The 12,681-nt window shown below is 63.6% G+C and carries 14 protein-coding genes; 2 read left to right on the top strand and 12 right to left on the bottom strand.

The features are described from left to right. The first annotated feature begins 98 nt into the window (after positions 1-98). Positions 99-680: a sigma-70 family RNA polymerase sigma factor gene (locus PHW99_RS00280; protein ID WP_300172566.1), complete on the top strand. Its 582-nt coding sequence runs from the start codon at positions 99-101 to the stop codon at positions 678-680. Between the two features lie 90 nt (positions 681-770). After that, positions 771-1,334 (top strand): zf-HC2 domain-containing protein, encoded by a 564-nt coding sequence (locus tag PHW99_RS00275; protein WP_300172564.1) that lies wholly within the window; start codon positions 771-773, stop codon positions 1,332-1,334. On the opposite strand, the gene mrtJ is transcribed toward PHW99_RS00275, so the two are convergent. The 12 genes from mrtJ to PHW99_RS00215 all read right to left on the bottom strand — a co-directional run bounded on the left by mrtJ (position 1,277) and on the right by PHW99_RS00215 (position 12,681). Continuing rightward, positions 1,277-1,597, bottom strand: a complete 321-nt coding sequence (gene mrtJ, locus PHW99_RS00270) for a JDVT-CTERM system glutamic-type intramembrane protease (protein ID WP_300172562.1) — start codon at positions 1,595-1,597, stop codon at positions 1,277-1,279. The two genes, PHW99_RS00275 and mrtJ, sit on opposite strands and share 58 nt — an antisense overlap. Positions 1,598-1,749: 152 nt before the next feature. Beyond that, positions 1,750-2,091, bottom strand: a complete 342-nt coding sequence (locus PHW99_RS00265; protein ID WP_300172560.1) for an NHLP leader peptide family RiPP precursor — start codon at positions 2,089-2,091, stop codon at positions 1,750-1,752. Positions 2,092-2,269: 178 nt separating this feature from the next. Continuing rightward, positions 2,270-2,554, bottom strand: a complete 285-nt coding sequence (locus tag PHW99_RS00260; RefSeq protein WP_300172558.1) for an NHLP leader peptide family RiPP precursor — start codon at positions 2,552-2,554, stop codon at positions 2,270-2,272. A 135-nt stretch (positions 2,555-2,689) separates the two neighbouring features. Continuing rightward, the gene (locus PHW99_RS00255) at positions 2,690-3,700 is read right to left on the bottom strand and encodes a GNAT family N-acetyltransferase (protein WP_300172556.1); all 1,011 of its coding nucleotides are present in this window, start codon (positions 3,698-3,700) and stop codon (positions 2,690-2,692) included. Between the two features lie 21 nt (positions 3,701-3,721). Next, complete coding sequence (locus PHW99_RS00250) at positions 3,722-5,131, bottom strand: SagB family peptide dehydrogenase (RefSeq protein ID WP_300172554.1); 1,410 nt, start codon at positions 5,129-5,131, stop codon at positions 3,722-3,724. 76 nt (positions 5,132-5,207) lie between these two features. Then, positions 5,208-7,448 carry a TOMM precursor leader peptide-binding protein gene (locus tag PHW99_RS00245; RefSeq protein ID WP_300172552.1) on the bottom strand — a complete coding sequence of 747 codons (2,241 nt, stop codon included), beginning with the start codon at positions 7,446-7,448 and terminating at the stop codon, positions 5,208-5,210. Between the two features lie 18 nt (positions 7,449-7,466). Next, positions 7,467-7,802, bottom strand: a complete 336-nt coding sequence (locus PHW99_RS00240) for an NHLP leader peptide family RiPP precursor (RefSeq protein ID WP_300172550.1) — start codon at positions 7,800-7,802, stop codon at positions 7,467-7,469. Positions 7,803-7,922: 120 nt separating this feature from the next. Continuing rightward, positions 7,923-8,237 carry an NHLP leader peptide family RiPP precursor gene (locus tag PHW99_RS00235; RefSeq protein ID WP_300172548.1) on the bottom strand — a complete coding sequence of 105 codons (315 nt, stop codon included), beginning with the start codon at positions 8,235-8,237 and terminating at the stop codon, positions 7,923-7,925. A 107-nt stretch (positions 8,238-8,344) separates the two neighbouring features. Then, a complete protein-coding gene (locus PHW99_RS00230) occupies positions 8,345-9,364 on the bottom strand; it encodes a hypothetical protein (RefSeq protein ID WP_300172546.1) in 1,020 nt (339 codons plus the stop codon). Beyond that, on the bottom strand, positions 9,361-11,208 hold the full coding sequence (locus PHW99_RS00225) for an SLC13 family permease (RefSeq protein ID WP_300172544.1): 1,848 nt from the start codon (positions 11,206-11,208) through the stop codon (positions 9,361-9,363). The genes PHW99_RS00230 and PHW99_RS00225 overlap by 4 nt, the downstream gene beginning before the upstream one ends. Positions 11,209-11,236: 28 nt before the next feature. Next, on the bottom strand, positions 11,237-11,455 hold the full coding sequence (locus PHW99_RS00220; protein WP_300172542.1) for a hypothetical protein: 219 nt from the start codon (positions 11,453-11,455) through the stop codon (positions 11,237-11,239). An 80-nt stretch (positions 11,456-11,535) separates the two neighbouring features. Next, on the bottom strand, positions 11,536-12,681 hold the full coding sequence (locus PHW99_RS00215; RefSeq protein ID WP_300172540.1) for an ABC transporter substrate-binding protein: 1,146 nt from the start codon (positions 12,679-12,681) through the stop codon (positions 11,536-11,538).

Here is a 12,681-nt window from a genome sequence, read left to right as displayed (position 1 = left end):
AACACTGTGCCCAACTCAACCCTCACCGCGGATGCGCTGACCTTGGTGCAGAGCATTCGCCAAGCCCGCTTGCGGGTCAGCTTCAGTCGAGCCCTACCGTGAACAGAGATGCCCCCTCAGAACTGGCCAGCGATGATGAACGCTGGGTCGCGTTGGCGCAAGCCGGCGACATACAAGCCTACGGCCAACTGGCGCTGGCACATCAGACCAAGCTTTACCGTTTTGTCCTGAAATACGTGAAGTCGGTGGCCGACGCACGCGACATCACCCAGGAGGCTTTGTTGCAGGGTTACCGCTGCATTGGCTCTTTCAACGGGCACTCCCGGTTTTCCACCTGGTTGACCGGCATTGCCCTCAATCTGGCGCGTAACCATGTCAATCGCGCACCTGCCGCCCAGTTTGAGGAATACGCCGATGACGGCCTGGCCGCAGGCTTGCATTCACAGGGCGACCCGGTTCGCGCACTGGAAGACCGCCAGGCCTTGCAGGCCATGTCCGCCGCCTTGGCCACTTTGCCGGGTGATATGCGGGACTGCATCGTGCTGGTCGGCATGGAAGGGCTGTCTTACGAAGAGGCGGCCCAGGCCCTGGCCATGCCGGTCGGCTCTGTCAAAAGCAAGGTGAGTCGGGCCAGGCAGCGACTGCGTGAGTTCATGTCGGTTGCCGAGCCGGTGATTTGAGCGCTGTTCGATAATTCTTCGATGTCGTGCAACCTTTTGCGCAGTGCGGTTACTCATGGTTTCATGGCGATCAACACCACGGCAATCCACATGACCATTGAACCTGTCACTTGTGACCACGCACTGCTCCTGCTCAGCCGCGGCTTGGACGGTGACCTGTCCAATGCTGAAACCCGTGTGATGTATGCGCACCTGGCAGGTTGCGACGACTGCCGGCGGGCCATGGGTGAATTGGCCGGCGTTGACTGTGCCTTGAAAGCGCTGAGTCGGCCCTATGAGGATGCTGAACTGGGCGCTGACTTCCACGCCCACCTGATGCACCGGTTGGACTGGCAGCCGGCCCAGTCGCAACCGGGCGCCACACCTCTCCAGCGCTTCGGGCGCCAGGTGGCGCAGGATGCCCGGCTGCGCCGCAAGCTGGCCGAAGCGGCCAATGAAGCCGCGTTTGTCGCGCTGTATGTTGAGCTCGGCCAGGCCAGCGGCTACCAATTCCAGGCCACGGAGGTCACCCGCCTGCTGCATGCCGCTGCCGCCAATGATGAGCTCAGCGACGCCCAGCTTGATCAGGTGGCTGCGGCCGGAACCCCCTTTAACAGTCAGAAAATGCTGGACTGGCTGAGCACCTGGCCAGACACCCCAAACACGGCAAAGTAGGCTGCGTTGTAGACCACGTGCAGGAAGATCGCCGGCTTGACCGTGTTGAAGCGATCCCTGAAGTAGCCAAACACCCAAGACGGTACCCAAACCGCCAGCGCCAGCAGGCTCGGGTTTTGCACCCGGTGCGCCAGCACAAACACGGCGCTGGTGAGCCCATTGGCCAGGCTGATGCGCCCCAGCGACCACGGCAGGCGCAGGTGCAGCTCGGACTGCAAAAATCCCCGAAACGCCAGCTCCGCCGGTGGCGGGGGTGGCCGCACTGGCGCCTGGTGTGTACCGCCCCCGTGCCGTAAGCTGCTTTCAGATTGGGGTTGGGGGCGTGAACCACAAATCTGTATTCACCGGCAGCGGACAGGTGTGCTCGTCCGCTTGCCAAGTACCGCTGTTTCCCGTCCCTTGCGGTAAGGCGGCTTTACTCCATCACAATGGTTCCGCGATTCTGCTGGCGGTCTCGCCAATTGAGATTGATCCAGTCTCCGTAAGGCATCCGTCTGCCATCAGGCATCACGACGACCTTGCCGCCACCAGCGACCATGTCCAGATCCGCGTCGGACAATTCCGCCTGGGGTGCTGGCGGCAGGATGTAGTGGATGACGGTGCTGGTGTTTTCCAGCACGTTCACCTTGATGCCTGCAGGGATGGCAATGCCTTCGGCTGCCAGGGTGGCGTTGGCATCGCTCAGCAGCCGCCGCTTGAAGCCCTCGTCAGTCTGGCATTTGTCCATGATCTCGCTGATGGTCTTGTCTTGGTTCATCGTGATTCCTATCGTTGCGTGAAAGCGGCTCTGTGTGACTCCCATCTTTCACCCGAGCCGCCGGGAGGTGAAAAACGCTCTCAGGGCATGAGTAACAGGCATCACGGATTTGTTCCAGGCTCCAGGGTACGAGTGGCGACGCTGCGCTTTGTTTTTTTGGCCATGGCCATGACCTCAGTCAACCGAAAATGCCATGCCAATGCCCATCCGCATCCATGTAGTTCTTGCGGCCGCCCGCCACCTGCGCCAGATCCGTGTCGGACAATTCCGCCTGGGGGGCTGGGGGCAGGATGTAGTGGGTGACGGTGCTGGTGTTTTCCAGCACATTCACCTTGATGCCTGCGGGGATGGCAATGCCTTCGGCTGCCAGCGTGGCGTTGGTATCGCTCAGCAGCCGCTGCCTGAAGCCCTCGTCAGTCTGGCACTTGTCCATGATCTCGCGGATGGTCTTGTCTTGGTTCATGGTGATTCCTATCGTTGCGTGAAAGCGGCTCTGTGTGACGCCCATTTTTCACCCGAGCCGCAGGGAGGTAAAAAGCGTTTTCCGTACAGGAGTAACTGCCGCAGTGAACTGGTTTCACCGTGGCCTGGGCTGGCCTCAGTTGTTCAGCCTTTTCACTGACGTGCGGCTCTCATAGGTGCTAAAGCAATAGGGGCTCAGGCGTTTGCGAAAGAAATTGATCATTTTGGTAGACATCTCCACCGACATGCCAAACACCCCCACCGGGCGTTCTGCTTTCACCGGGCTGGCGTTGTGACGATGCAGGGCATGCGCCAACACCAGCGGTCCCAGGGCGTAGGCGGCCCGCAGCTGCGGGCGAACGTACAAAGACCGGTAACACAGCGCGTTCTGCATCAGTGGGGAGCGGGTCACGATCATCCAGGCGACCACTTCGCCCTGGTGGCGCAGCCCGACACTGATGTTGGGCTCAATCTCCTCGACATCGGCAAAAGGCGAGAGAGTGCCGGGTATTGCCCCGTTTTCCACATCGAGTTGCAGCCTGGCGACCTCGTCAGCGCGGCGTTGCGACCAATCGAACAACTCAAAACCCGGCGGCGCTTCATGAGCCTGGGCAAGCGTGGGTGATGCCAGGACGTCGGCCACGCGCCCCTGCGACATCAGCAGGCTGGGTGTTGGTGTGGCCCAATGACAGGTGGCGAGCAGCTGCTCAAACGCCCGCCATGCCGGCATCCGTGTCGTGTAGCTGGTGGTCAGGTACATGCCGCCGCGCTTGCACACCTCGTCTTCCATGGCGCGCATCAGGCGCACAGCGATGCCACTGCGCCGCCAGGCCGGAGCGACGCAAACCGAGATCAATTGGGCCGCGATGTGACTTGGTGAGCCGTCCCCGGCCACGTCGATATGCTGCTGCCATTGCGCCATCACCAGCCCCACCGGCGTGTCGCCAGCGCGGGCAACCAGGGCGAGCACCATCAAGCCGTTTGGGACCTCGCCAGTGAGGCAGCAAGGCAGGAGCGGCCGGTACGACGGAAAGGTCAGGGCCGCCAGGGCTGCCATGTCCGCGGGTCTTGGTGGCGAAATGACCCAGGGCGCGTCGTCTGCTGACGCGGCTTCCAACCGGGTCTCCCGCGGCAAAGGTTTGTTCATCGCATGTTTTTTTTATTGGCCTCAGGCACCTGACACGGTGAACTCGCCCACCGTGGTTTCGGCGTAGTAATCGGTCCCGGTCAACTGGGCAAACAGATCCGAGTCACCGCCACCGAGGGCACAGGGGGCCAGTTGCAAGGCGGTGGCCACCAGGTACAGCTGCTGGCACAGCGCACCCACGTCCTTGAGGATCAGCGCGTAGGCGATGGATTGGTATTTCCAGCTGTTGCGCTGGAACCTGGCCGCCATGGAGATCAGCACATCGGGTGGCTGCGTTGTGCCTGAGGCCTGACAGGCAGATTGCAGCAGGCGCTGGTGGTCGGCGCCCAGATCGGCCAGGTGCTCCAGCGCGTGGGCCAGCGGGTCGTAGTGGTAAAAGCCGCTGGGCAGCCCGTCGCAGCGCGACACCGTGAGGTACAGCTCCAGCGCGTGTATGGCGCCGCCGCTGGCGCTGGGGCGCTGGGTGGCGGCATAGGCCTGGGGCTGCGCCGGGTATGGCTCATGGCGGGCTTTGACGCGCGCTGCGTGGTACAGCAGCGCACTCAAGCGCGCCACATGCAGGGGCGTGGTGCCCGGCTGGGGCTGTGAGCGACGGGCCTCGATGACTTCCCCAAACGGTTTGTTCAGCGTTTCCTGGGGCGGCTCCAGCATGATGCGCCGGGTTGACATGGGGGGCTTCACGGCAGGCAGCGGGCGCAGGCGTGTGGCGAACCGGGTGGTGGCCCCCATGGGCGCGTCATGGCGGCCCGCGCGGCTGCGGCTGTGGAACAGCAGGTCGTGAAACTCCCACTGTTGCAAGGGCTCGTCGCGGTCTTCAGGCAGCAGGCCATCGGCATCCACGGCCTGGACGACGCGGGCACTGTGCAGCAGGGTGATGACGGCCGCCAGCGTGGACTCGCTCAGCTCTGGCAGCTGGGTCGCCAGCTCGGCGATGCTGTGGGCCTGGCTCAGCAGTGCCACCAGGTGGACGGCGCGGGCATCGTGCAGCAACAGCTGGGCATGACCCAGCGGGCATTCCAGCACCATCTGTGCCCCCAGGCGGCGCAGGCAGGCAAAGCGCGAGAGCTGGTAGCGCGGCGTGGCCGCACTGGGCTCCAGGCGAAAGGCTGAGGCCAGCGGCTCCAGTGTCAGCCAAGGCTGCCCCTGCTGGCAGACGGTGTAGCGCAGCAGGGCCCTGTCGGCGGTTTGCATCAGCAGGTGGTAGAGCCGGGCCAGATCCGCACCGGGTGTCTGGCGCAGCACCGCCTGGCACAGCGCGTCGGCCGTGTGCCCGCCGCTGCCCACCAGCGCCAGCAGCTGGCGTTGGGCCGCATCGGGCTGGCGCAAGCGCAGCGTGCCCCGGTTGGGGCTGCGCAGCAGCAGGTCGCCCCCATCGGCATCAAGACGGACTGAACTTGCCCAGGACAGGTGGTAAGGTGCAGGGGGGAGCATGGTTTAGATGAAAAATTGGCCTCTAGCCCGCATAAAACAATCGTATTAAGCTATATTAATAGTAGCAATTGAATCGTCAGAAAAAGATGGCGATCGGGTTGAGGTCTTCTTCGCGCAAGGGGCGCTGCAGCCAGCCCATCTTGACCGGCACGTCGTACAAACGTCCTGGTGCAAAACGCGCCCAGAAGTGGCGCAGGCCCGGCACGATGACCTTGACCACCGGCATGCCGACATCGGCACGGGTCTGGTCGAGCACCAGCAGCTCCAGGCCTTTGTGCTCCACGATGCGCTGGCACAGCGCAATGTCTTCGAGCAGGTCGCCGCTGTGGCGCTGGGCGTGGTCGCGGTGCTGCTTGGGCGGCACCCGGTTGTCGGCGGCCAGGTAGGGCTGGTTGGCCAGGGTGGCGGTGCTCAGCCAGGACAGGGTCTCTTCGTCTTCCATGCGCAACTGGCCGTCTTCGGTGCGCTCGGCCAGCGCCAGCATCTGGTTCATCTCGGCAAAGGCCCGCTGCAAGGCGGTGCGGGCATCGAGGTGGCAGCCCAGGCCAAACAGGATGCGCTCCTGCGGGCCGTCGCTCAGGCGCGACAGCGCCACAAAGACGGGAATGCCCAAGTCGCTGGTGAGGTCCAGTGCCCACGTCTCACGGCCCAGGGTTTGGTAGTGGGCCATCAGCGCCAGCAAGCCGGGCTCGTCAAAACTGGCCACGTCCACGCCGGGTTTTTTCAGACGGTTGTACCACCACAGCGCCACCGCGTCGCGCTCCACCAGCTCAAAAAAGCCTTGCAACACCGCCTCTTCAAGCTGGTTGCCCGAGGCGTTGCCGTTGGAGCAGCTGTAGGCAAACACCTGGCGGCTGCCGGCGCTGGCCGGGGCGCCGTAGTACAGCAACTGGGTGGGCAGGTATTTGTGGCGCTGCTCGGTCAGTGACCAGACCGGCGACCAGTCGATGCGGGTGTCGTCATCCAGCGGCTCGGGCACGCGGTTGAACTTGGATCTTCTGGCGTTCCAGGCCTCGCGCTGGGCCAGTTGCTGCGGGCTGTAGAGCATCACGGTGTTGGGGGCAATCGCATCCGCGCCCAGTTCCTGGCGGCTGGCGCACACCCGGTGGACGGCTGCGCTGTCTTCGCCGCTGTAGCGCTCAATGGCTTCACACAGGGCGCTGGCCTTGGCCTGGGCCGCCGACAGGCCTTTGCCGCTGCTGGCATTGCGCAGGCTGTGTTTGAGAACATCGAGCCGGTCCATGCGCATGGCATAGTTGTGCCCGGCAACATAGACGTGGGTGAGCTCATGGCTGCGCTGCACGGGTTCCAGCAGCGTCACCACGCCGGTGATGGGGCTGACCAGGTGCTGGTATTTCTGTAGCGTGTCGTGCGGCGTGGCGGTGCGGTGGCCGCTGTCCTGGGTGAAGCTTGCCCGGCGGCTTTGCAGCGTCAGGGCTTGCGGCGGGCGTGGCTGGGGTGTGCCGCAATCCGGGCAACACGGGTCGGGCAGCACCGGGTGGGTGTGGGTGGCCCAGCTGCGGCTGTCCTGGCTCCAGACCTGACCGAGCAGGCCACCGGGCACCCCGGCGAGTTGTTTGGCCACCTCCAGCGCCGCCAGGCGGCAGGCTGCCTCCACCGTGGCCGGGGTGGCGGCACGTGACACCTTGGGCCGATCGGGGCGATCGAGCCGTCGGCTCACAAACTGGCTCACCGGCTGGTTGCGTGACAGGCGCTGGTGCAGGCAGCTGTAGCAGGCGCTGTGTCCGGGCCTGAACACCGGGCCCATCCAGGTTTCCAGGCCCACCGGCTTGACCAGCATCCAGGGCTGGCCGTTGTGCAGCGCGGCGCGGTGGATGGGCGCGATGCCGGGGTGCAGGTAATCGTCGGTCAGCACCAGGGTGAAGTCGGCTGGCGCGTCAGTGCGGAGGTGGATGCCCTGGTCGGCCAAGGCCCGGCGCATCGGTGCATCGTCCAGCCCACCCAGCGTCAACAGCTGCACCCGCTGGCGGCGCAACGCCTGCAGCGCTGTGCTGGGTGCCATGCCCAGGCCATGCCAGAACGCGGCGGTCTCGGCAGCGATGCCGGGCGCGGCCTCGCAGAGATAGCCTAGTTGTTCCAGCCGCAGCAGCGCGTAATAGACCCGGGCGGCATCGGCCTGCGCCGCCAGGGCGGCGACGATCTGGTCGCTGCTGCGCTGCCCGTCCAGCAGGGGCACCAGCGCCTCAAAGAGCGCGCCGTGCAGGGCCTTGGCACCATCCTCGGTGAGCAGCAGCACGCCTTCGCCGGGAATGACTTCGACGCAGAGGTGGGCCTTGAAAATCGGGGTGTTGAGCATGGGGCGGGGCTCAGGCGGTTAACGCTTCCATGGTGCGGGCGCGGTGACATAGGGCGGAATCGGGTCAGGGCGGGGCATCCAGGGCGGCGGGGGAAGGAGGCTGAAACAGAAATGGCCGCCACTGACCTGGTCCAGGTCCTCGTCGGACAAATCATTGGGTTTGGCCGGAATCACCAGATGAACCACCTGGTCGGTGTTTTCGAGCACCTTCACCTGCTGCCCCGCAGGCAGCGCCAGCCCTTGCGCCTTCAGTGTGGCCACGGGGTCGGCCAAAAGCTGCTGTTTGAACCCCTCATCGGCCCAGCATTTGGCGATCAGCTGGCTGAGGGCTTTGGCTTGTTCGTCCTGGTTCACGTGGCGTCTCCTTGGTCGGTGGGTGAGTGTCTAAATCGGCCTTAGCCCGGATAAACAATGCGGATGTAGCTATAAAAAAAGTAGTGAATTTGAGGCGCCTCTGTGCCCAGACGGCGCGGCTCAATGGCGTTTCGGGTCGGCCCAGCGCACGTGGTAGGGGTCATTGTCGGGATCATTCGTTGTGCACAGGCAGATGCCGCCGCTGACGCGATCCAGGTTGTCGTCGCTGAGTTCAGTCGGTTTGGGGGGCAGCACCAGGTGGTAGAGCTGCTCGGTGTTTTCCAGCACCTTGACGCTCAGCCCGTCGGGCAGCTCCAGCCCCTCGGCTCTGAGCACCGCCACCGGGTCGGCCATCAGGCGTTGTTTGAAAGCCTCGTCAGCCCAGGCCTTGGCGATGAGCTGGTTCATTTTGGTGCTGCGGTCATTGGTGTTCATGGGCATGTCCTTGAAATACCCGGTCAGGGATTTGACCGGATGCATTGGGTGAGTAACGGGGCCGTCAAAAAGGTTCCAGTCAGGTGGGGGCGCCATCAAAACAGCGTTCAGTAATACGCCCCGGCGGCCCGGGCTGCGGCCTCGTAGACCTTGGGCAGGCGGTAGCCGCGTTTGTCCAGTTTGTCGGCGTGCATGGCCACCACAAAGGCCTGGCCCTCTTTGACCGGCAAGTCCTTGCTTGCTTTGCCTTGCAGCAGCGCTACCGTCAGGCGTGCGGCCGATTGCCCCTGTTCCTGTGGCGAGGATGAAATCGCCAGTGCGCCGCCATCGGCCACAAAACCGTTCTTGGCCGCCACCGGCAAGGCCTGACTGTGGGCTTCGGTCCAGGTCATCAGTTCCGCCGGGGGCACCACCTTGGTCTCACCCGGCACACGAACCACACCACGGTAGCCGGAAATGAACAGCACGTCGGCCTGGGTCGTCAGGCGCTTGACCTGGGCTTGCCATTCGGCATAACTGGCCGCCTGCTGGCATGGCAACAGGGTGTGGGGGGACCAGTCATGTTGGCTCACCTGGCGGGCTTCGGCGACGGACACGCCGCCCGCATCCCCCAGGCAGGCGATGGTCAGCGCCTTGCCGCGCCCCAGGTCGTTCATGGCCTCGTGCAGCGCCACCAGTGGCACACGCTCCAAGATGCCGGTGGTGTTGCTGGCGGTGTCAAAACCATGTTCGGAGCGCTGGCCGTCAATGCCGGCAAACACGATCTTCAGATCCGGCCGGTTCAAAAGTGCAGGCGTGACCAGCTCGACCGCCAAGTCGTCAAACACCACCAGCACATCGGGCTCGAACGCCTCGACTGCACGCAGCGCCGACGCCGCTGCGGTGGCCTTGTGCTGGGCGTTGGGTGCGCCCAGCAGACCCAGGTAGTGCATGCGCAGTTGCACCGAACGCGGGTAGGCTTTGAGCACGCTCAGGTAACTGGCGTTGAGGCCCTTGACCCAGTTGTAGTTTTCGTCATAACTGTGCACCACCAGCACCCGCGGGTTGGTCAGGTTGTAGTAGACCGACAGCACCAGTGACAGCAGCAGGAAGGTGCTGATCAGCACCGCTTTGGAGGCCTTTTTCATATCAGATCCAGTGCGTCCCAGTAGGGAATCGAGACGAACACCGCGACCACGCGCAAGGCACAGGAGGCCAGGTTGAACTTCAGAAACAGTGGTTCATTGAACAGGGTGGAGGCCCCGCTGACCGAGCGCAGCTGGCTGTAGGCGCTGCTTTGGTAGGGCAGGAACCAGAGGTCGGAGAACATGGCGGCCAGAAAGCCGATCAGCCAGGGGTTGATGCCGGTGGCCTCGGCAATCGGCATGAACAAAATGGCCGACACCACCATGCCAGCGGTGATCGGCAGCGCCAGGCGAATGACCAGCACCACCACCAGCTCCAGCAGCACCAGGCGTGTCACGTCCTGCTGCAACAACGCGGCCAGGCTGTCGACCCAGGGTGTGAGTTGCTCCACCAGGTGCAGGTGTTCCATGGTGCCGGTGAGGCCCTGCAGTGAGAGCAGGAAAAACACCATCGGCCAGTCCACATAGTGTTGGAAATTCTTTTTGCTGACCAGGCCGTGGAATAACAGGGCCACCAACACAAAGCCGGCCACCCAGGGCAGCGAAATGTGGTGCCAGCTGACCCCGGTGGCCCCGAGCAGGAAAACGCCCAAGGCACCCAGCACAAACAGCTCGTCCCGGCCCAGGGTGCCCAACAGTTGAAGCTGCTGGCGCACCTGGGCCTTGGACGCGGGTAGCGCGTGGCCGGGGCCAAAAAACACCCGTTCCAGCACAAAGTGTCCGACCGTGACCACCAGCGCACAAACGATGGCGGCCAGGAACCAGAAGAAGCCCTGAAATTCTTCTTGCAACTGCGCCGGCAGCATGGCAAACACAATCAGGTTGGCACTTTTGCTGGTGAGGAACATGGGCGACATGTTCATCGATCCCGCCAGCGTGGCGGCGGCCAGCCGGGTGTGATCCAGACTACCGGGTTTGACCCCGTCAGCGCTGCAGAAATCACGGTACAGCGGAGCCAGCAGGCTCAGGCGCGCATTGCCCGAAGGCATGATGGGCGACAGCATATAACCCGAGGCCAGCAGCGCAAAACCGTGCCAGAACGGGGTGTCAGGCAGGTGCAGCCGCATCCACAGGATGAAGCGGTAAGACAGGCCCGAGGCCACCAGCACCCCGCCCAGCACGTAAACCCCGACGAACAGGATCAGCCCGCTGGAGGCAAAGCCAGACAGCACCACCTTGGCCGGGGCCAGGTCCACCAGCAGCATCGCCGTCATGGCAAACAGCGGAGGCACAAATTCGTCAACGATGGAAAACATCCACATCGACACCGTGGCCGCCAGGATGGCGGCGAACAGCGTGTTGTGAATGGCCCAGCCCTGCCACAGGCCGGCCGCCAACAGCAGCGCCGGCGACAGCAGGGTGCAAGCCCAGCCCCACAGTTCGCGCGAAGGCGTGGGCGCTGCTGCACTGCTGCGTTTGATCGGTGCGGTGGGGAGGGCTGCGCCGCCGATGCTGCCAAGCAGTGCATCCTGGGCTTTTGAGGCCAGGGCTGGCGCGTCGCCGAGGACTTCTTGCAAAACCCGCCGAGGCAGGGCAACCAGGCTGCAGTCGGTCAACGCCAGCGCGCTGCGGCAATACAGGGCTTGCCCGGCCAGGGTTTCTTCACCCACGCGCTGGGCCGGGCCACGTTCTTCCCCGGCGAAAGACCGCACCGACAAAGCGCCGCTGAGCACCAGCCACAGCTCGGTCGCCGGTGCGCCCGAGTTGACCACGGTTTGTCCGGCTGGCACCTGCACCAGCCGGGCCGCGCCCAGCAAGCGGGCGTGCGCGCGCCCTGTGAGGCCGGCAAACAGGGGGTCTTGCAGCAAGCGCTGGGCGATTGCCGTGATAGAGGAATCGGTGGGCATGGGCGTGGCGGGGGGCAAGCGGTGAACTTCAGGGCCGGTTGAACCAATACTGACGCAACCAATCACCTGTCTGTTGATCTTGTCCAGTGGATGGCCTCTGAAAGAGCGTGAAGCCACCATTGGCAGGCGTCCGGTTGATCAGGTTGATGGTGTAGGTGGCCCCGCCAACGACATCAGCCAATTGGGCTTCGGTCAGCGCCGCATCAGGTATGGGCTGGGTTTTGAGTTTGGGGTCTGAAGTCTTCATGGGTTTCTCCTGGGGTGATGGGGGATGTCCGCATGGCATGAGTCACCGAGGCGGCAAAAAGGTTGCAGCATGGTGCGGATTTATTTCAGGGTTTCAAACTGGCCATTGCGCACCACCTTCAGGCCAATCGGTTTGTCGGGAATGTCGCCCTTGTCATCAAAAGTGAATTCCCCGGTGGCTCCCTGCCAGCCGCGCGTGGCGTGCAAGGCTTTGGCAATCTGCTCGGGTTGCGTGCTGTTGGCTTGCCGGATGGCCTGGGCGATCAGGTGGACCGCGTCATAGCCGCGGGCGTGGTTGGTGCGCGGCGGCATGTTGTATTTTTGGGTGAACAAGGCGTGGAAGCGGCTGTAAGCGGGTCGGCTGGGGTCGTGCACAAAGGTCTCGGGCAACACCACACCTTCGGCAGCCGTTCCTGCGGAGCTGATGAATTGGGCGGTGTCGAGTCCATCGCCGCTGACGATGGGGACGGTGAAACCCATTTTGCGTGCCTGGGCCACAAAGGCCGCACCCTCGGGCATGCTGCCAGCTAGGAACAACGCGTCAAAGTGGTAGAGGTCGTTCCAGTTCTGGATGGTGCTGCTGAAGTCCTGCGCTCCTTTGGGGAAAGAGCGGCGATCCACCACTGTCAGTCCCAGGTCTTTGGCGTGTTGTTCAAAATAATTGGCCATGTCCTGGCTGGCTTTGGCCTTCACATACAAGATGGCCAGGCGCCGGTAACCTTTTTGCGCCATGTAGCTGGCCATCTGGATGCCAATGCTGCGGTTGCTGGGCGCGGTACGAAACACCAGGTCGTAGCCCTGGTCGTTGAGCTGGTAGCTTGAGGCGCCGGGTGTCAGGTAGACCAGGCCAGCGGCCTGATAGGTGGCCGCCGCAGGCAAGGCCACATAAGAGTTCTGATGGCCGATCACCGCCACCATGTCGGGATTTTCGGCAAACTGCTGGGCAATTTTTCGTCCTTTGGCCAGGGACGATTCATCGTCTTCCTTGATGATCCTGATCTTGCGGTTGAGCACGCCGCCACTGGCATTGATTTCATCCACCGCCAGCTCAATGCCATGCCATAACTGGCCCTTGGCCCCGTCCCAGGCCCAGGCGGCACCCATCACGATGTCACCCGTGGCGCTCTGGGCATGCAGGGCGCGGGCTTGCCTGGGGTCGTCTGCCGGGGCGCAGGCGGCCAGTGACAGCGCCCATGCGCAGAGAAAAAACAGTCGCCAAAAATTCAC

Source organism: Rhodoferax sp., assembly GCF_028689305.1.
In the GTDB taxonomy this organism is placed as follows: domain Bacteria; phylum Pseudomonadota; class Gammaproteobacteria; order Burkholderiales; family Burkholderiaceae_C; genus Rhodoferax.
Note: the sequence above shows the minus strand (reverse complement) of the source record. Positions and strands in the feature narration are given on the sequence as shown.